The sequence below is a fragment of the Verrucomicrobiia bacterium genome, assembly GCA_023953615.1.
Lineage (GTDB): Bacteria > Verrucomicrobiota > Verrucomicrobiia > Limisphaerales > JADLHS01 > JADLHS01.
On the sequence record JAMLJH010000001.1, the window covers coordinates 1691577 to 1711411 of the forward strand.

The window sequence follows — 19835 nt, forward strand, 5'->3', positions numbered from 1 at the left end:
TTTCTGTGTCGCTACATCAACAAATTGAAAGCCAGTTGCAAGCAGCCGTGCGCCGCGTTTTACCGGACGCGGATCTGGCACAGGTATTGGTTCGTCCCTGTCCGGACCCGAAGTTCGGTGATTACCAGTGCAACGCCCTGATGGCGCTGGCCAAGGCGCGAAAAACCAATCCACGCCAACTCGCCACCGCCGTGCTGGCGGAATTGGACGTGGCCGCCTGGTGCGAATCCGTAACGATCGCCGGCGCCGGCTTCCTCAATTTTCAACTCAAAACTGCGGCGCTGGTCGAGACCCTGCAAGCGGCCGCGCGCGGCGAACACTTGTTTTTTTCGCCCGCTGCGGTACCGCGTTGCCTCGTCGTGGATTTCAGTTCACCCAACGTCGCCAAGCCGATGCACGTCGGGCACATCCGTTCCACCGGCATTGGCGACGCGCTGCAACGGATTTTGCGCCTGCTCGGGCACCGCGTCATTACCGACAACCACATTGGCGATTGGGGCACCCAATTCGGGAAACTGCTGTTGGGTTGGAAGGAAATTTTGGATCGGACAGCGCTTGAACGCGATGCGATCACTGAATTGGAACGGCTGTATAAAGTCATCAACGCCGCGTGCGATGCGGACCCGCAGCGCCTGGAAGCGGCGAAGCACGAGCTGGTAAAATTGCAGGCGGGCGACGCGGAAAATCTTGCGATTTGGAAGGAAATGACCCGGCTCTCGCAGGTTCAGTTTGACGCGATCTATAGCCGGCTCGGAGTGAAATTCGACGTGACGTTGGGGGAGAGTTTTTACAACGCGCAACTGCCGGGCGTGGTTCAGGACTTGGTGGCGCGCGGCATCGCGCGGGAAAGCGAGGGGGCCATTGGTGTTTTTAGTGACGGCTCCGTGCCGCCCAAGGAGGATGTGTTTCTGGTCAATCGCGACGGTGAGTGGGTGGCGGATCCGGCGCTGGTACAAAAAAGTGACGGCGGTTTCAATTACACCACCACCGATCTGGCGACGATTGATTATCGGCTCAAAACCTGGGCGCCCCAGGAAATCATTTACGTGGTGGACGACCGGCAAAGCGGCCACTTCAAAAAATTATTCGTCACTTTTGCGCGTTGGCAACCCGAGGCCGCAAAGCGCGTCAAACTGGTTCATGTCGGCTTTGGCAAAATCCTCGGCGAAGACGGCAAGCCGTTCAAAACGCGCAGCGGCGACACCGTCAAGCTGGGGGAATTGATGGATGAAGCCCAGGAACGCGCGTTCCGGGTGGTTTCAGAAAAAAATGCCGAACTGAGCGAAACGCAGCGCCGGGAGATCGCCCGCGTGGTCGGCTTGGGCGCCATCAAATACGCGGACCTGTTGCCCAACCGCCAGAGCGATTACGTGTTCAGTTGGGATAAAATGCTGGCGTTAAGCGGCAACACCGCGCCGTATTTGCAATATGCCTACGCGCGCATTCAAAGCCTTTTCCGCAAGGCCGGATTGACCCGTGAAAGTCTCACGGAGGCGCCGATCCAGTTGACCCAATCCGCCGAGCTGACGCTCGCCAAACACCTGCTGCGCTTTGGTTTGACGCTGGAGGCTGCCGCCAGCGAATGTCGGCCCAACTTCATTTGCTCTTATCTGTACGAATTGGCCGGAGCCTTCACGTCCTTCTACGAAAACTGTCCGGTGCTGAAAGCGGAAAGCGCCGCAGTGCAGGCCAGCCGGTTGCAGCTTTGTGACCTGACCGCCCGGGTGTTGAAGCAGGGATTGGAAGTTTTGGGCATCGGCGTCCTCGAACAAATGTAAGTAGTTTTCCCGGCTTTCAACCACGCGGCCATGAAGGTATGCTCTCCGGCGGATGGGATTTATCGAACCAGTCTGCGCAAGTTGACCTCACGATGGATTCTTAAAAATCGCGTCCAGTTTGAACTGGAGATAGTAAACTAACTCGTAGAAAACAGTCGTAATCGAAGTCGCCACCACCGAAATAATCGTTATGAAAAAAATCCTTATCACCTCGCTCGTTTGCGCGTCACTGGGTCTGACCCAATGGGCCTCCGCCGACATCCTCGCGCAATGGAGCTTTGACACCTTGAGCGTTGATAGCGCGCCTGCCAACACGCCGTCAGTCAATAGTATCGCGGCGGACCTTGGGCTCGGCTCCGCCTCGGCCTATCATGCCAATGCGGCCAGCGTCTGGTCCACTCCGGTGGGCAACGGTTCACCCAAATCGCTGAGCGCCAATAACTGGTCCGTGGATGATTATTTCCAGTTCGAAGCCAGCTCAATCGGCTACGCCGGATTGGTCGTCTCCTTTGATCAGACGGGCAGCAACACCGGCCCGCGCGATTTCGGACTGCAATACAGTGCGGACGGCACCACGTTTCTGCAATTCGGCACCTACACGGTCATCAATGCGGGTTGGAATTCCTCAAACCCAACCCCAAATCCCAGCTCGTACAGCTTTGACCTCAGCGGCATCACGGCCTTGGATAACGCGACGGCCATTTACTTCCGTCTGGTGAACCTCGGGACTACCGCCATCAACGGCAACGATGTCGCCGCTGGCGGAACGGGGCGCGTGGATAACTTCACCATCGCCACGATTCCCGAGCCGTCCTCGCTGACCCTGGTGGGCGGACTCGGTTTGCTCGGCCTGTTTTTCAAGCGACGCCATCAGAAATAATTCAAGTCATATTGCCAACCCTCGGGGCGAAAGTGTGCTTCACTTTCGCCCCATTTTTTTGGCGCAGTTTGACACCGCACAGAAATAATGGACGAGTTGTTTTGAAGGGATGGATGCCCGCTTCGGTCTGTAATTGCGGCGAGGTCGCACCGCCGTGCGAAATGTCACTTGATGCGGTTACTGGGCGGGGTTATACGTCCTTCATGGTTATTAAGTCCATCCGTGAATTCAACCACGCAGTGCCGTTTCGGCCCTATGAAATTTGCATGGCCAGTGGCAAACGCTATATCGTGCCTCACTCTGATTTTGCCACGGTCTCTCCCAAAGGCTCGTTTGTTATTGTATTCGACAACGATGAACGTCCACACCACCTGAGCGCTTTGCTGATCGAAAGCGCCTCGCTCCTGAACGGCCACAAACGGAAGACAAAAAGGCAGTCCGCCTGAATCTCGGCGGCCAGCATGGTTGTATTACGCCGTCGCCAGATTATCTGCCGACACCTTCGATTTACCAGATGGCGGTTCGGCGTCGTTGGCTGAGGACTGAGGGCGGTCAGCTAAAACCTTGATCGGCTCGTAGAACGTATTCCGTTGCACCGGCGTGCGACCGGCTTCGCGGATGGCTTTGTTCGTCTCAAGCTGCCACCACAAACGTCACCTTCGGCTTGATGCCCAGATCGGCGGCAACGGTTTTAACGATGATGCCGAGATTGCGCGCCGTAGGGTTGCCGGTTTGGTTTAACATGCGGTGCAGCGTCTTTTCGCCCAAGCCGGTTTCATGCGCGAGTTCCTTGAAAGTGATTCCGGCGTGAACCAGATCGCGCAGGCGGGAAAGTGCCTCCGCCGTTTCGCCCGCCAGCAGCATATCTATCGCGCCGGCGTATAGCAGTCGCGCGAACTTGCGGTCGCGCTTGATGCGCGCGATGACCGTTTCTTTGTATGCTCGTGTCAGTGCCATGTTAGTTCTTTGTTTGTTTGTAGTGTTTCCACCGCACAATCGCGGCGGCGATGTCCGCACTCTGCCGCCGCTTGCCGCCGCCCCCCAACAGGATGATGAGCGTCTTTCCGTCCCGCCCGAAATAAACGCGGTAGCCAGACCCGAAATCCAGCCGCAGTTCGGACACGCCCTCGCCCACGACCTTGGCCACGCCGAAGTTGCCGGACTCCAGCCGGCGGATGTATCGGTCAACGCGATCTGCGGTTACGGCATCCAACCCATCAAACCATTCTGCAAAAGGCGACCGGCCCTCGATTGTATATTCCCGGATTTCAAAAGCCGCAGCCATATAGTTACATTTATGTTACCATTGTCAAGGGGCGGGCTTGCACGCTCACGCTGTCGCCAAATTGTCTGCCGACACCTTCGATTTACCAGATGGCGGTTCGGCGTCGTTGGCTGAGGACTGAGGGCGGTCAGCTAAAACCTTGATCGGCTCGTAGAACGTGTTCCGCTGCACCGGCGTGCGACCGGCTTCGCGGATGGCTTTGATCATGTCCGCTTCGGTTTGCAATTGCGGCGAGGTCGCACCCGCCATGTGGAAGATATGTTCCTCGATGATCGTACCGTGCAAATCATCCGCGCCGTAGCTCAACGCCACCTGCGCCAGCTTCATGCCCAGTCCGACCCAGTACGCCGTGATGTGATCAAAGTTATCGAGGTAAATGCGGCTGATCGCCATGGTGCGGAGTGAATCGAAAGCCGTCGGTGCGTGTTCAACCGGGATGTCGTTGTCCTGCGGCATGTAAGCGAGCGGCACGAAACCACAGAAGCCGTGCGTCTCATCCTGCAACGCGCGCAATTGGCGCAAGTGATCCACGCGATCGGCCAGCGATTCGACGTGGCCATAAAGCATGGTGCAGGTGCTGCGACCACCGAGCCGATGCCAGATGCGATGCACATCGAGCCATTCCTCCGCGGACTCCTTGCCCTTGGCAATCGCGCTGCGAACTTCCTTGCGGAAAATTTCCGCGCCACCACCGGTGAGCGATTCAAGCCCGGCGGCTTTCAACTCAATCAAGGTCTGTTCCACGGAACGCTTACCAAGCCAGGCCAGGTGCAGAATTTCGTTCGCGGTGAAACATTTGAGTTGAAGTCGGGGAGCACACGCGCCCCGCGTGTCATTTTCCGCGCCGCGCGGAAAATCTCTGTTGACTAACTCCTCCCCCGAAAGCTTGTTGGACGAAGGTTCGGACGAGGCGTCCGAACCAGCACGCGGGGCGCGTGCGCTCCCCAAGTCATCATTCAACGCGCTCAGCGCCTTGAGCATGTCCGTGTAATAGCTGAACGGCAGGGAGGGATGCAGTCCGCCGACGATGTGCAATTCCGTGATGCCGAGCCGCAACGCTTCGCGCGCCTTCTCGACCATCTGCGGGATGCTCAATTCAAAGCCGTCCTTGTCGCGTTTCTTGCGTTGGAACGCACAGAACTGACAGCTCAGGATGCAGTAGTTCGAGTAGTTGAGGTAGCGATTGACGATGTAGCTGGCGCGGTTACCCACCTTCTTTTGCCGCGCCAGATCGGCGATGGCGCCGAGCGCATTCAGGTCTTTGGAGGCAAACAAACGCAGGGCATCAGCTTCGGAAAGGCGCTCCCCGGCGGCGACCTTGTCGTAGAGATCGCGCAATTCGCTGCGGTGCAGGAAGAAACTCACGATTTACGACTAGCAGAATTAGGCGGGCGACGAAAGTCTCTTTAGCCGGAACGATTTCAAGCGATCGGGCGGCAAACGGATTGCGCCAACCGGTCCAAAATTCATTTTGCAAATCCGGACAAATGAGTAGTCTGGTTTCCGTTCGCCAACGAGTGACTGCTTATGAGTGACGCCTTTGCTGACAAGATTGAAATGCAACACCGGCTGTTTGCCGAGTTGTCCGAAATGTTCGGAGCGGAAGTGCCGCTCTATGACAAATCATTGCTCGTCAATCGCGAGTGTAATCGGGCCGTGTGCCACCTGCTCGGCCAGCGCCATCGCGGTTTCGCTCTGACCGACGAGCAACTGGATGAAACCAGCAGCGAACGGCACGGCGCGATCCGCATTGGCAAGCCCGCCGAGTACCGCCTGATCTGCCAGTTCTTCGCGGCGTTCGCCATGGAGCCGCACAATTTCTATGACATGGCCAACGTCGGCCCCAAGAGTCAACCAATCATCGCCACCGCGTTCCGGTCACGAGTGAATCCCGATCACCGGGTGTTCACGTCGTTGTTGCTGACGGACTTTTTTGATCCGGCCACCCGGTCACGCATTGAAGCGTTGCTTGCCACCCGCGAAGTTTTTTCCGAACGCGCCAAGCAGTTGGTGATTAAAAATGAGGAGCAGGACGGGCTGGATTGGGAGGACGCGAAAGCGCTGATTGCAGAAGGCGTGAACGGTATTTTCAAATGGACCGGTCACGCGCGCGATTATCCGCTGTATCAAGAGCTGTGTAATACCGGTTTCAAAATCGCCGCGGACATTGCGTGTTTCCAATCGCACCACTTGAATCATCTGACGCCCAATACGTTCTGCATGGATCTCTACACGGCAGCGATGAAGTTTTGCCTGGGCGAATTGAGCGCGGCGGAATTCCAGTCGCGTGCGGAAACCGCCCTCCGCCGCACCGTCGCGCGCGCTGATCGTGATTGGATGCGCCTGCATTTCAAACACATGGATCGCGCGGTGATTGACGGCTTTCAAGCGGGTGAAGTGCCGCCGCGAGCCGCGAGCGAAATCGCGGCACAATTATTACAGCGTTTGCGGCAGGAAGATCTGGATTGGCAATCGTTGAATCACTCGGGGTTCAAAGATTTCACGGAAGGTCCGCCGCAGGATACGCCGGTGTTGTTGCGGCAGGATTCCTACAAGGCGCTGACGGAACCGGTGCAGTTCCATAACCCGGATGGCACCGTCGTGGCGGGTGCGCACACCGCGCGCTTCGGCGAAATTGAGCAGCGCTTCTATGCGACCACGGCCAAAGGACGCGCGCTTTATGACCAGTGTCTCGCTGAAGCGGATGCCGCGCGCGAGCAGCATCCCGGACTCGTTAAAAAAGATTTCGCCGCGTATGAGGAAAGGTGCGCGCAGGCGTTCGCGCCGTTTCCGAAAACGCTGCGGGAGTTGCTGCGCGCGCGCTTGGTCTATGCGCGTTACCACGCCACGCCGCGGGGCCTCGCGCAAAAAGGTCAGCTCCCGACCACTGATCTCGAGACGCTGATCGAGCAGGGCTACGTGGATTACGAGGGGCTGCGTTACGAAGATTTTCTGCCGGTGAGCGCGGCGGGAATTTTTGCTTCCAATCTCAGCCAGTACGGCACCAAAGCCACCGCCGCGGAACGTCCGGTTTATACGCAGGCCGATCTGGAAAAAATCCTGGACCGTAAAATCGTGGACGCCAACGCCACCTACGCCGGCCTGCAGGCGGAATCGGTGTTGAACACCTATACCCAACTCGGTTTGCTCGACAAACTTTCCCCGGCGGAAAAATCAGCGCTCGAAGAAGCCGTGGCGGCGTTCAAATAATCAGCTTGAAAAGCTGCCGGCGGTTTCACAGCCGAAGCTGCGGAGAGTGGTGATGCCGAAGCAAGCCCTGGAGGGGCGGCAGATTCAGGCGCGCAGCGACGATTTTCTATCGCCCCTGCCGGGGCTGGCAATTTATCCAATCAGAACCCACAGGCCACGCTGTGGACTACCGGCTATCGCGCCTCCGGCGCCAAGGAAGAGTTTTGCAACGCTCGGATTTGGTCACGGCTTTACTGGAGTCGTTTCAAAAAAGCGGATCACGCTGTCACCGTGATTGAGTTGTTTAAGCTCCCGCCACGGCGCGGGTACTTCCAGCCGATCCCGTTTGGCGTGTCCCAACGCGAAGCGTCCGTCGGGAGCCAGCACCTGGGGCAGATGCGGATCATCCAACAGTCGCTGCGCAAAAGACGTTGAACGCTGCTCGCGATTTTTTTCGCCATACGGCGGATCCGCGAGGATCAAATCGAAGGTTTGTTGAGCGGCGACGAGTTGCGGCAACGCGGCGAAAACATCCTGCGTGCGCACCGTCAGATGGGCGACCGGTAATCCGGCGGCCTCCACATTGGAGCGGATGAACGCGGCGTGGCGCGGCGATAATTCCACGCAAACGACGGATTGCGCACCGCGACTCAGACTTTCCAAACTCAATGCGCCACTTCCGGCAAAAAGTTCCAGCACGCGCGCGGACACGATCCGCTCGCCCAGCGAGTTGAACAACGCCTGCTTCAGACGATCAATCGTAGGCCGCACCGCCAAACCTTTGGGCACTTTAAGAATTCGCCCGCCCGCTTGTCCGCCTGTGATGCGCATGGAAATGATTAGGGGTTCAGCAAAATAAATTCAGGTCCGACCCATTTCAGCCAACGCGATGCCGCGCCTGCAGCCCACCGGGGTCCGCCGGATGAAAGAGCGACCTCAGCGGAACAGCTCATCGAAAAACTGTTTCATGGCCGCCCACGAACGCGCATCCGCCGCCTGGTTGTAGGCGAATCCGGTTGAGTTGTCGTTGCCCGCATTCTTCTGGGTGAAACCGTGGACGGCGCCGCCGTAGGCAATCAACTGCCAGTCCACCCGGTGCGTGCGCAACTCGTTTTCAAAAGCGGCGAGATCGGTTGCGGTGATGTAAGGATCATCCGCACCGTGGCAGGCCAGAATTTTGCATTTGATATTGCGACCGTCCGCCGGCGTGGGCGAATCCAATCCGCCGTGGAAGCTGACGATGCCGTTAAGCTCCGCGCCGCTGCGCGCCAGCTCGATCACCGTCGTGCCGCCGAAGCAATAGCCAATGGCCGCAACGCGCTTTTTATCCACCAGTTGGCTTCGCTTCAATTCGTCCAACCCCGCGTTGACCCGGGCGCGCAACAACGGACGATTGGTTTTGTATTTGGTGGCCAGGACGCCGGCTTCACTGGTGTCTTTGGGACGGATTCCTTTGCCGTAGAGATCCACGCAAAACGCCACGTAACCCAGCTTGGCCAGCAGGACGGCGCGGGATTGTTCGTACTCGGTCAACCCGAGCCATTGATGAACCACCAACACGCCGGGGCGCGGCCCTTTGATGGCGTCGTCATAGACCAGCACTCCTTCCAGCGTGGTTTCACCCTGTCGGTATTCAATGGTCTGGGTTTGAATGGTTGCGTGCGCCGTTACCGCGCTGGCGCCGACGAGCGAGGCAAAAAGTAACATTTTCATCCGGCGTCATTCTTACGCTGCTTGCGGACGCAAAAGCAAAGCCAATTTCGGTTATTTGATCGCCAGGAAACCGGCGATGGTGCAAAGAATGGCAATCAACGCGGCCACGAGTGATTCGCCCGCGACCAATCCCGAGGCAATCGGGATGTTGAACGCCTCCCCGGATTTACGATGCACGCGCCGCCAGATCTCCGAGATCACGGCGCCGATGGCGAAGGAAAACACGTTGGCAAACGGCATGACCCAGGCGAGACCCAAACCCATCGCCGAGGGCAGAAAGCGGCGCAACCGTGGAAATAATTTTTCCATGAGCGGCAGCGCCACCCCCACCAGCGCGCCGATGACGATGGCGTAACGCGCCGTGGTGGGCAGCATGTGAACGCCCTGCGTCAGCAGATCGGCCACCGCCTTCCACATGTTCGTGGCGGGCGGATTGAAAGCTTCCAATGCCGCTTTGTCCGGCACCATCGCATACCAGGCGGGCACGATCGCCAGTGTGCCGAAAAAGATTCCAATGAATTGCGCCAGAAATTGTTTGCGCGGATTGGCCCCGAGCAGATAACCGCTTTTCAGATCCGTCAACAAATCCGCCGAGCTGCCGCCGGCGCCGGCCGTGACGCCCGCGGACATCAAGTTCGCCGTCACATGCCCCTTGGCGAGCACGGCGTAAAGCAACTGGGTCACTTTTCCCATCGCCCCGACGGGCGTGGTGTCGGTTTCGCCCGTGGCCCGGCAGCATACCAGTGAAATGACGAATGAGAGCGCAATGGCGATCGCGCCCAGCCACAGCGAAATTTGAAAGGCGTAATACTGCACCAGCAACATGCCGATGCTGATGGGAATCAACCCCATGATGAGCCAGGAATTGGGCACTTCGATTTGATCCAGCACGCCGCCCGCCGCGGGCCCTTGGCGTTTGCGAAACAGACTGAAGGCGCGCGCCAACGTGCGCCATTGCAACGCCACCGAAGCCAGACTGGAAAACACCATCACCGACGTGCCGCCCCAAAGCGCCCAACGCACCGGATAAAAATCCCCGTCCGCGTTCACCTGAAAGGACGGCACCCAGTCCGCCAGACCAGCGTGAGCCGCGTCCAGGGCCAGCAATTGGGGCGCGGCGATGTAATACAACAACACGCCACCCAGCAGCATGGAGAGCGAAACGCGCAGCCCCACGATCATTCCGGCGCCGATCAGCACCACGCTCGGCTCGAAAGTCAGTCCCTGCAGATGCCCGCGACTCAGCGGATTGAGCAGGCCGCCAAACACGATTTCCTCCGGGATGCGAATGACGGCTTGAATTTTCTCCAGCCAAACCTGGGGTCGGCCCGTGTGCCGCAGTTGTTCGATCAACGTGCCCCAGGTCCGCAGCAATCCCACCAGACCGCCCAACACCAGGGCGATGATCAGCGAGTAAGCCTGGTGCAACGCCGCTTTGCCGTGCGAATACAGACTGCGTAACGTTTCCGCCGCCGCGATGCCGCTGGGGAATTTCAACTGCTCGTAATTGATCATCTGCCGCTTCATCGGGATGGCGAGAAACACGCCCAGCGCCGCCGTAAAGAAAACGAAAATCGTCACCACCGACCAGGGCAGATGGTGTCCCGAGATCAGCAGCAACGCGCCAATCGCCGTCCCCACGGTCCCGCCCGTGGAGTAGCCCGCAGCGGACGCGGTGGATTGCATGCAATTGTTTTCCAGGATGGTCATCTGGGAGAGCTTGCCCCCGGACAGGGCGCGGAGCGCGTTCCACACGACGAATGAAATCACGCAAGCGGTGATCGCCACGCCAAAGCTCCAACCCAGTTTCAACGTGGTGTAGAGGTTGGAAACCGCCATGAACATGCCGAGAATCCCTCCCATCAAAACGGAGCGCACGGTCAATTGCGCCATGGAATCGCCGCGCCCGCGATACACCTGCTCCAGCCATTGCCGGTCAATTTCCTCCGGCGTGCCTTTGAACCCGGCCAACGGTAAGGCGGCGGATGATCGGTCGGATGGATCGGAAGCAGACGGCGTTGGCGGCTCAGACATGAACCTTCGTTTGGCGGTTTTTTCGCCCAACGTCAAGTCTGGCTTCGATGAAACAAATAACTATTTCCAGTTCGCGTTAACCGGATAGGATGGTTGCGGCGCCTGGAAAATGAGTTGTGCCCGGCGGCCCGGCTGCCGGTTGAAGCGGCTTGAATGTTGCAACGGCAAATTGGATATCAGGATTCCATGACTAACCAACCATCGTCATCTCCAGAACTTGAGCGTCAGGCGTCGAGCCGGAATGCCCGTTCGTGATGACCGTCAACCCCGGAGAGCTTATATGTTCAACATCCGCTTCGCTTTCGTTCCGCTGTTCACGATGCTGTCATTAACCGGCTCGGGAATCTTCCGCACGCTGGCCGCTCCGGAAATCGTCAACATCATTCCGGTCGCGCAATTAAGCATCCAAAGCGACATCGGCATCAACAATCGGATTGAGTTCAAGACTGCCTTGGACCAGCCCGCTTGGACGATCCTCAGCAACCTGACCGTGCCGCACTCGCCTTACCAAATCATTGACGCCACGCCGCCATCCAACTCGAACCGCTTTTATCGGGTCGCCACGCCCGCCGGGCACCCCACCACAATCGCCCTGCCGCAATTTGTGCGGCAGCTCACCATCACCAGCGAAACCGGAATCACCAACCAAATCCAGTACACTCCCGATCCGCTGCAATTTGCCTGGACCGCGCTGACCAATCTCGTCGTAACTGAAAGTCCGTATGCCGTTGTGGACGACACGGTGTCGGCCTCGACGCCGCGGGTTTATCGGGTCATCGGACCGCAAACCAACGCGCTGCCGCCCACGAACCTGGTCTTCATCCCTGCGGGTGGATTTCAAATGGGCGACGCCTTGGACGGGATGACTGAAGCCCAACCCGTCCACACGGTTCAGCTCAGCGCGTATTACATTGATCCAACCGAAGTCACGCAAACGATTTGGGACGAAGTTCATCAATGGGCCATCACCAACGGCTATGATTTTTCCGCCGGGATTCGCGGGGCGGCCTCCAATCATCCGGTTCATTCCGTGACCTGGTATGACGCGGTCAAGTGGTGCAACGCCCGCAGCGAACGTGAAGGTCGCGTGCCGGCTTATTACACCAACCCCGGCACGACGCTCGTCTATCGCCGCGGCGAAGCGGGCATCCAAATTTCCTGGGTGCTGTGGGATGCCGGTTATCGCCTGCCCACGGAAGCCGAATGGGAAAAAGCCGCGCGCGGCGGCACGACGGGACACCGCTTTCCCTGGACGGACACCGATACGATATCGCAGGAACGCGCCAACTTTTACAGTTTCTGGCGCAACGGCCAACCGCTCTACGCTTACGATGCGAGTGCAACCAATGGTTATCATCCGAATTTTTCCAGCGGCCCGAAGCCGTACACAAGCCCCGTCGAGCACTTTGCGCCGAACGATTATGGGCTGTACGACATGGCGGGCAATGTATGGGAATGGTGCGGCGATTGGTGGTCGGACACGTATTACGCCGCGTCGGCGGAAGCGGATCCGCTCGGCCCGATCTCAGGCTCGTTTCGGGTGCTGCGCGGCGGAAGCTGGGCCACGCAGGCCAATGGCGGTCGCGTAGCCCAGCGCGGCAGCGGCACTCCCGATGAAGGCTTCAACACCGTTGGCTTCCGCACCGTGCTGCCGGCACCTTGAGTGTGGCCAAGCCCGCCGAGTGTTTGTCCTATCGTTCTTCTGTCACCCACATTCCTTCGCCGGGACGGAGATTCACGCGCGCCGGAATTACCTCTCCATCGCATCGCTTCACTTCCCGCTCAATACTCCCGGTTTCACCTTCAGCCTGTGTCTTTTCTCGATTCGCGTTGTCGCGAAAATATGTTCAAAAACCATCCGTATTCGCTACAATCCGGTGGCAATAATGGAAAGTGAAGCCCAACTTCTGGCGCGATGTCGTCAGGGTGAAACCGCCGCCTGGGATGCGCTGTTTGATCAGCACTATGCGGCGGCGGGGCGTTTTGTCTTTCAACTGGCATCAGATTTTACCCGTGAAGACGTCGAGGAGGTCTGCCAGGAAACTTTTCTGAGTGTGATTCGCAATCTGCATTCGTTTCAGGGTCAAAGCCAGTTCCGCACCTGGTTGTTTCACATTGCGGCGAACAAAGCCCGCGATTTTCGCGAAAAGAAAAATGCGGCCAAGCGCGGTGGCGGCCAGCCGCCGCTTTCTTTGCAGGCGGAACTCGAACCGACCGGATCGGTGCTGGAGCCGCCGGATCAAACTCCCGCGCCAGACCTCCGCTTGATCAAACTGGAACAAGCCGGACAGGTGCGCGAGGCGGTGGCCTTGCTCGACGCGCCCTGCCGGGAAATTATCGAACTGCGATATTTCGGCGATTTGAGCTACGACGAGTTAAGCCGGCTGTTGGCGCTGCATCCCAAAACGGTCAGCTCGCGCCTCAGCAAATGCCTCGACAAGCTGGAGCTGATTGTGCGCCGCACCTTTTCACAGGAAAATTCACCAAATCCCGTCTAAACTGGAGTGAGTAAATGAACGACGAACGTCCCATTGAAGAATTGCTTCGCCGCGCGGTTCGCGAACGCAACGCCGCTGCCGGAGCCGCGCTCGAATTACATCCGCTCCACCGGCGCCAGTTGCAAGCGGAGGTGGCGCGACAGTTTCCCGCAGCGTCTGATGCGCCCACGGCTGCGGCCAGCATCCCGTTCTGGAAACTTCCCCTCTGGCGCTTTGGTTCCGCGCTGGCCGCGTTGCTGGTGATCGCCTTCATCATCTTCCGACTATTTTTCCAATCGGATAGAACCGAATTTCAACCAACCCACGAGCTGGCCCAAAACTCCCTCGGCGAAACTCCGCTTCGCGCCCCGAATGAACCGCCCGGCCCCAACGCGGCGGCGCTTGCGCTGGTGTCACCAACCACGGATGCCGCGCCCCAGGAGGAAGTGAAGCCCGTTGCGTCTGGCGAGAAGGAGGTCACCGCACGCGCAATTGCGGCGGCGCCGAAGCCGCCCGCGACCACCGAGGGACAGTCAATCACCATCGCGAAAAAACAGGCGTCACCGGAGCGGGCCGGAGCGCCGGCGGCGGTGCGGATGGATTCAGCGCAAACCGATTCGCAGACGGCCGTCCAATCGCTTGCCGCCCCGCCGCCCGCAGCCACCTTCGCCAACGATGCCAACGCCGCCAATGTTGCAGCGCCCAACAAACCCGTTGCCCGCCCCCTTTTACTCGTCGGTTCAGCCGGAGGTGAGCCTTCCGGAACAGCGATCCGTCTGGCCGCGAATTCGTCGCCCGTAACGACCAGCGTGCCGACCGTGACGGAAGCGGCGCCGGTGGAAGTACACTCGCAATCCTTCGTCCGCTTTGCCACGGTGCAACAGGAAAAAGCGCGTGATGAACGCCTGCCGCAGTTTCCCGTGCCGCCGCTGCTGCAAAGTTTCAAGGTGGAACAAAACGGGTTGAACCTGCGCGTCATTGACGCGGACGGTTCGATTTACCGCGGGATGTTTGATGAAGCGAACACGATTTACGGTCAAGTCTCCGCGCGCCGGACCCGCGACCTGGCGGCCGCCAATCGCAACCGGTTTCGTTCGCCCTCGCCAAAAGCCAGCGCGGAGCTGACACGGCGCGAGCCGGTGATTTATTTCTATCAAGTCAGCGGCACCAACCTGACGCGCAAAGCCACGCTGACCTTTAGTTGGAACTTCGTTTCCACCAATGAAGTGACGCTGGCGGCCATGCCCGATTACCGGCCGGTGATCAAGGACGCGGATTTCAGCAAACAAATCTCGGACTTCCCCGAGTTGCTGCACCGCTCCTACCTCAAGGGCCGCGTGCAGTTTGATGACGGTCGTGTAACCGAAATCAATGCCGCACCCGTAACGCCGTAGCAAAGTTTAGAACGCCAATCAGCCGATTCATGGTTCGCCCTGCCTGCCGCCGCGTGAGCGAACATTCCCAAACCCGCAGCACTGTCCAGCCCGCCGCTCGCAATGTTCGATTCACTACGCGATCACGCTTCTTGTTTGCCAAAAGTTTTCGCTGCCAGAATATGCGATTGTTCTTCGGCTTGGTCGCATGCTTGGGACAGCCGTGCCAGAAACAACCGTCCACAAAAACCGCCAGCTTGAGTTTTGGGAAAATAAAATCCGGTTTGCCAAACACCGGCTGCTGGCGGCGCCAGCCGGTGATGCGATGCGCTCGCAGGAGTTTCGCCAGCGCCAATTCTGTGTCCTTGTTCCCGCGTCCGCGAATCTTGGACATTACCTCCGCCCGTTTGGCTTTGGTGAAAACGTCAGCCATTTTTAACCGCAGATTTCGCCGATGACGACGGATTCATTCCGCGAATCCATCGCCGTGTTCATACGCCAACACCAACCGCCGCTCGATTTCATCGGGTTCGTGCGTATGCATTCGGTCGTAAAGCCCGCTCCATTGCGCGTCGCATGGATAGAGTTCTTCGTCCGTCAGTTCTCCGGCCTCCGCCCGCCGCCACGCCTCGGCAGCAAACCGCTTCAACACGCGCGGCCAGCCGCCATCAGCATCTTCAAATCCGTCGGGATGCAGATTGGGAAAAAGATATGCAACGGCTGACCACGCCCGCACGAATTGTTCACGCGGCAGATTTTCAAGCGGGTTGGCGAGCGAGCGCCGCACTTCGCGTCCAGCACTTCGCAGAGAATTTGGAACATGGCTGATCGTTTTCATGGAGTCCAGGCTAACCCCAGCAACACAATTTGCCAGGAAAAATTTTGCAAAAAAGACGCGTCAATCCCACTGTCGGACTTTGTTGTCGTAGTGCCAAGTGAACGCGTCCGCATGGACTCGCAGGCCTCTTGTCTTGGCCTCTGAAATAGGCTTCTTCTCGAATTGCTTTAAGAACGCGTTCTCGGCCATGCTCTTGACGAGGCGAGGAATGTAAATCGTGCGGTTCGGCAGAACGCCAACCAGACCGCGATCAAATGCCCAATGAATTGTCTGCGACAGAGCGAATCCATTGCGTATGTCATCTGAACCACCTTCACTCAACGGCACGACGTGAGCGGATTCGACTTCGTAAAGCGCTGACGGCGTAGCAATGTCAATCCCACTGATTGCGCATCGGTGCATATATTCCGCGCGAACACTTTCACGAAACGCCGAGCCTCGCGCAATTCTGCTTTGTCGGGTTTCCACGCGCGTCACTTCTGGCTTAACCACTTCGAATGGTCGCTCCGCCAGTCTCGTAATCTCGGTGCAAGCTTGGGTCAGTTGATTTTGCGTGACGGGAAGGTCTGTAACAAAGAGTGCGCCCCAACGCCGACCGTTGACCCACTGGTTCACTTCTTGATATTCAGGCGTGCCTTGCTTCACAAGAACCAGCCGAAAGCAATCTACTGCATCAGCACGCCGCTGGAATAAAAGCAAATCGCCTTCAGCCGCTTTGTTGCGGAGTGGAGCGAAGCCGTCGGTTATGCGACTCTCGGCTGACCGCGTGCCTCCCCACGTTTGGAATTGGTAACGCACAACGCTATCGGTTAGGCGGACCGTTCCCACAAACATTTCGGCACGCAAGTCACGATCCGTCGTAGGCGCAATTTGCGAGGTGGCGGCTTCATCAAGGCTCGGGAGAAAACGGCGAAGCTCTTTCGGCAAAACCATTCCGCCCTGATGACCTGCCGCTTGGCCAGTGTCGTTGTGAGCAAGCCGCTTGAAAAACGGGGCATCCCAATCCGGATTCGCAAGAAAGTCTCTCATGCTCATTTGCTCTTCCTCGCAACCTTGTATTGCACCGGCTTCATCGGCGATTTGGGTTTCATTCGCGGCGTTCGCCCTTCACGCTCGGCAAGTTCAAGCACGAGGTCTTTCCGGTAGTCCACCGGCCTCTGCAAAGCCTCCACGACAGCTTTTGCAATCCGTTCAACAACCGGTACAACGACCGAGTTTCCGAATTGCTTGTAGGCTTGCGTGTCGGAGACAGGAATTTTGAAGTCAGCCGGATAGCCCATGAGCCGAGCACATTCGCGTGGCGTGAGGCGGCGAGGATTTTTTCGCGAGCCTTGTGAGATAAGGATTTCCGAACCGTCCTTGTAGTAGCGGGCGCTCAAAGTTCGCGCAATGCCTTTTCCTGTTACCAGACCGAAACCGAATCCGTTGCCGGCGGCTTTGTGTTTCGCGGCGTATGCCTGGAGATAATTCCAAAGATGATCAGTGAGTGTGTATTTCTCCGGGACTTCGGCGTCGAGGATGGATTCCAGCTTTGGCCCTTCGCGCGGGTATTCCGGAAACTCGAAATGGCGGCGGTCGCGGAAGCCGACGAGGAAGATGCGTTCGCGGTGCTGCGGCACGACACTTTGCGCGTCAATCACACGATGATAAACGTGATATTTCAGATGGTCAGTGAGCGTTTCCCAAATGATGCGAAAGGTATTGCCCTTATCGTGACGTTGAAGGTGTTTGACATTTTCCAACACGAAGGCGTCAGGCCGGCGGTGGTCAATCAACTCAGCGAGCTTGAAAAATAGATTGCCCTGTTCCTTGTCCTCGAAGCCATGTTTCTTGCCAAGACTGAGTTTCTTGGAAACACCCGCGATGCTAAACGGCTGGCAGGGGAAACCGGCGCACAGAATGTTGTGTTGCGGAATGGAGTCATCCGGCACGCCGTAGATGTCGCCATGCGGTTTCTCGCCAAAGTTCGCCGCGTAAGTTTCCTGTGCCTTATCGTTCCAGTCGGAGGAAAATACGCATTCGCAACCCGCGCGCTCGAATGCGATGCGGAAACCGCCGATGCCGCAAAAGAGGTCAATGAACCGGAGCTGGTGCTGAACACCACTGCCGTTGATGCGATATTCCCGCGCGACTTCGCGGAGTGCGTCGGTCGTATTCTTTCTTCTGGCAGTGGCTCTGTGCTTCGACATGTGTCGTTGAGGTTACGCGGCCGCCCGTTTTTTTCGAGCAAATCCGTTCCCGTTTTTCACATTGTAACGATTTAACATTTTAACGCTTTCCCGGTCGCCGCTATGCTGGGCGCATGATTTCGCGGATCAAATCCGGGGCGTTCCCGGAGCGCGGACGGTCTCCGTCCGCAGCGCGTGAACCGGAAGCTCGGCTTGCAGATCAATCAACGTCTTCTGGTCTGACGCAGTGCTGCGGGCGCGGGACCGCCCGCGCTCCGTTCCCGGCGCCAGCGGCGCGGCATCTTCCCGCCGCGCCAACTGATGATGTCGCACCTAGCGGAGCTTGGTTGGTTGGTGATCGCGAAACTACAAATATGTCAGCCCTAACGGGCTTTTCCCTGCACCATCTGTCTTCATCAGATTTCCGCAAGCCGAGTCGGCGCAACCGTTGGCGTTGCCAACCGCCAGCTCGGTCCGGGGAACCATTGGCAACGGAATAAAGTCCGAGGCGTTCCCGGAGCGCGGACGGTCTCCGTCCGCAGCGCGTGAACGGGAAGCTCGGTTTGCGGATCAATCAATGCCTTCTGGTCTGGCGCCGCACTGCGGGCGCGGGACCGCCCGCGCTCCGTTCCCAGCGCCAGCGGCGCGGCATCTGTGTGGAAACTCACCCGCAACAAATCACAAGCTCCGAAACCGCTATGATCCACGAGCGTTCTCGCTACGGGGTAACGATTTAACATTTTAACGCTTTCCCGGTCGCCGCTATGCTGGGCGCATGAGTTCGCGGACCAAATCCGAGGCGCTGTTTGCGGCGGCGCTCAACTGTATTCCCGGCGGGGTTAATTCACCCGTGCGCGCCTTTCGCGCGGTGGGCGGTCAACCGTTCTTCGTCTCCCAAGCCAGCGGCGCTCGGATCACCGACGTGGACGGCAACGAATACCTGGATTATGTCGGCACGTGGGGGCCGGCCATTCTCGGGCACGCGCATCCGAAAATTATTGCCGCGATAAAAACCGCCGCAGATTTCGGCACGAGCTTCGGCATTCCCAATCCGCGCGAGGTCACCATGGCCGAACGGATTTGTCAGTTGGTGCCGTCCGTGCAAAAAGTTCGCATGACCAATTCCGGCACGGAAGCCTGCATGAGCGCCATCCGACTGGCGCGCGGTTTCACCAAGCGCGACCAGATCATCAAGTTCGCCGGTTGCTATCATGGTCACGCGGATTCGTTGCTGGTCAAAGCGGGTTCAGGCGCGCTCACGTTCGGCAATCCGGACAGCGCCGGCGTGCCGGCGGATTTTGCCAGACACACCCTCGTGTTGCCCTATAACGAAACGGAACCGCTCCAGGCCGCGTTCGCCGCGCACCCCGACACCATCGCGTGCATCATCGTCGAACCGGTGGCGGGCAATGCCGGTTTGTTTAATCCGAAACCGGGCTGGCTCGAGTTCCTCCGGCAGATCACTCAGGCGCACGGCGCGTTGCTCATCTTCGACGAGGTGATGACCGGTTTTCGCCTCGCGCCGGGCGGCGCTCAGGAAAGATTCGGCATCACGCCGGACCTGACCACGTTCGGCAAAATCATCGGCGGCGGATTGCCCGTCGGCGCGCTGGGAGGCCGCGCGGACATCATGGATTACCTCGCGCCGGTCGGTCCGGTTTATCAAGCGGGCACTCTCAGTGGCAATCCACTGGCCCTGGCCGCGGGTCTGGCCAATCTGGATGAACTCGCTGCGGGAAATTATTACGAACAACTCGAAACCCGTGGCGCGCAGTTGGAAGCGGGGCTGCGCGCGGCGGCTCGGTCCGCCAAGGTTGCGGCGACGTTTAATCGCTGTGGCTCGATGTTTTGTTGCTACTTTACCGATCAGCCCGTCTGGAATCTGGATGACGCGATGCGGTCCGATCGCGAGCGCTTCAAAAAGTTTTTTCACGGCATGTTGGCCGCCGGCGTGTATCTGGCGCCATCACAATTCGAGGCCGGCTTCATTTCGGCCGCGCACACCGAGGCGGACATCGAGCAAACCGTAAAGGCGGCGACCCAGGTGTTGAAGGGGCTGGCGTAATTGGTTTGGGCAATCAGAGTCATCAGAACGAACCC

18 protein-coding genes are annotated in these 19835 nt (G+C 58.5%); 8 read left to right on the forward strand and 10 right to left on the reverse strand.

The features are described from left to right. The first annotated feature begins 5 nt into the window (after positions 1-5). The 3 genes from argS (at position 6) to M9920_07150 (ending at position 3104) form a co-directional block, all read left to right on the forward strand. Entirely contained in the window at positions 6-1778 is a 1773-nt protein-coding gene (gene argS, locus M9920_07140) for an arginine--tRNA ligase (protein MCO5052061.1), read from the forward strand. A 190-nt stretch (positions 1779-1968) separates the two neighbouring features. Next, entirely contained in the window at positions 1969-2658 is a 690-nt protein-coding gene (locus M9920_07145) for a PEP-CTERM sorting domain-containing protein (GenBank protein MCO5052062.1), read from the forward strand. Between the two features lie 113 nt (positions 2659-2771). Further along, positions 2772-3104, forward strand: a complete 333-nt coding sequence (locus M9920_07150) for a hypothetical protein (protein ID MCO5052063.1) — start codon at positions 2772-2774, stop codon at positions 3102-3104. Between the two features lie 187 nt (positions 3105-3291). Here the strand turns inward: M9920_07150 and M9920_07155 are convergent, their stop codons facing one another. From M9920_07155 to M9920_07165, 3 genes are read right to left on the reverse strand one after another with little or no spacing between them, the layout of a single operon-like run. Continuing rightward, positions 3292-3615: a transcriptional regulator gene (locus M9920_07155; GenBank protein MCO5052064.1), complete on the reverse strand. Its 324-nt coding sequence runs from the start codon at positions 3613-3615 to the stop codon at positions 3292-3294. 1 nt (position 3616) lies between these two features. After that, complete coding sequence (locus M9920_07160; protein MCO5052065.1) at positions 3617-3943, reverse strand: type II toxin-antitoxin system RelE/ParE family toxin; 327 nt, start codon at positions 3941-3943, stop codon at positions 3617-3619. 45 nt (positions 3944-3988) lie between these two features. Beyond that, positions 3989-5308 (reverse strand): radical SAM protein, encoded by a 1320-nt coding sequence (locus tag M9920_07165; GenBank protein ID MCO5052066.1) that lies wholly within the window; start codon positions 5306-5308, stop codon positions 3989-3991. A gap of 162 nt (positions 5309-5470) precedes the next feature. Between M9920_07165 and M9920_07170 the strand changes: the two genes are divergently transcribed. After that, positions 5471-7153 carry a DUF1338 family protein gene (locus M9920_07170; protein ID MCO5052067.1) on the forward strand — a complete coding sequence of 561 codons (1683 nt, stop codon included), beginning with the start codon at positions 5471-5473 and terminating at the stop codon, positions 7151-7153. Between the two features lie 222 nt (positions 7154-7375). Here M9920_07170 and rsmD read toward each other — a convergent pair whose 3' ends face one another. The 3 genes from rsmD to M9920_07185 form a co-directional block, all read right to left on the reverse strand. Then, positions 7376-7963, reverse strand: coding sequence for a 16S rRNA (guanine(966)-N(2))-methyltransferase RsmD (gene rsmD / locus M9920_07175; GenBank protein ID MCO5052068.1), 588 nt, complete (start codon positions 7961-7963; stop codon positions 7376-7378). Positions 7964-8068: 105 nt separating this feature from the next. Further along, a complete protein-coding gene (locus tag M9920_07180; GenBank protein MCO5052069.1) occupies positions 8069-8845 on the reverse strand; it encodes a dienelactone hydrolase family protein in 777 nt (258 codons plus the stop codon). A gap of 51 nt (positions 8846-8896) precedes the next feature. After that, complete coding sequence (locus M9920_07185) at positions 8897-10879, reverse strand: OPT/YSL family transporter (protein MCO5052070.1); 1983 nt, start codon at positions 10877-10879, stop codon at positions 8897-8899. Positions 10880-11159: 280 nt separating this feature from the next. Here M9920_07185 and M9920_07190 point away from each other — a divergent pair, with 280 nt between their 5' ends. The 3 genes from M9920_07190 to M9920_07200 all read left to right on the forward strand — a co-directional run bounded on the left by M9920_07190 (position 11160) and on the right by M9920_07200 (position 14750). Then, the gene (locus tag M9920_07190) at positions 11160-12542 is read left to right on the forward strand and encodes a formylglycine-generating enzyme family protein (GenBank protein ID MCO5052071.1); all 1383 of its coding nucleotides are present in this window, start codon (positions 11160-11162) and stop codon (positions 12540-12542) included. 223 nt (positions 12543-12765) lie between these two features. Beyond that, positions 12766-13377, forward strand: a complete 612-nt coding sequence (locus M9920_07195; protein MCO5052072.1) for an RNA polymerase sigma factor — start codon at positions 12766-12768, stop codon at positions 13375-13377. Positions 13378-13391: 14 nt separating this feature from the next. Then, on the forward strand, positions 13392-14750 hold the full coding sequence (locus M9920_07200; GenBank protein MCO5052073.1) for a hypothetical protein: 1359 nt from the start codon (positions 13392-13394) through the stop codon (positions 14748-14750). Here M9920_07200 and M9920_07205 read toward each other — a convergent pair. The 4 genes from M9920_07205 to dcm are packed head-to-tail and all read right to left on the reverse strand — an operon-like array spanning position 14725 to position 17756. After that, positions 14725-15162, reverse strand: coding sequence for a very short patch repair endonuclease (locus M9920_07205; protein MCO5052074.1), 438 nt, complete (start codon positions 15160-15162; stop codon positions 14725-14727). The genes M9920_07200 and M9920_07205 overlap by 26 nt on opposite strands. A 33-nt stretch (positions 15163-15195) precedes the next feature. Next, positions 15196-15567 carry a hypothetical protein gene (locus tag M9920_07210; protein ID MCO5052075.1) on the reverse strand — a complete coding sequence of 124 codons (372 nt, stop codon included), beginning with the start codon at positions 15565-15567 and terminating at the stop codon, positions 15196-15198. A gap of 60 nt (positions 15568-15627) precedes the next feature. Then, positions 15628-16602 carry an HNH endonuclease gene (locus tag M9920_07215; GenBank protein MCO5052076.1) on the reverse strand — a complete coding sequence of 325 codons (975 nt, stop codon included), beginning with the start codon at positions 16600-16602 and terminating at the stop codon, positions 15628-15630. Further along, positions 16599-17756 carry a DNA (cytosine-5-)-methyltransferase gene (dcm, locus tag M9920_07220; GenBank protein ID MCO5052077.1) on the reverse strand — a complete coding sequence of 386 codons (1158 nt, stop codon included), beginning with the start codon at positions 17754-17756 and terminating at the stop codon, positions 16599-16601. The genes M9920_07215 and dcm overlap by 4 nt, the downstream gene beginning before the upstream one ends. A gap of 754 nt (positions 17757-18510) precedes the next feature. Here dcm and hemL point away from each other — a divergent pair. Continuing rightward, positions 18511-19800 carry a glutamate-1-semialdehyde 2,1-aminomutase gene (hemL, locus tag M9920_07225; protein MCO5052078.1) on the forward strand — a complete coding sequence of 430 codons (1290 nt, stop codon included), beginning with the start codon at positions 18511-18513 and terminating at the stop codon, positions 19798-19800. The last annotated feature ends 35 nt before the right edge of the window (positions 19801-19835 follow it).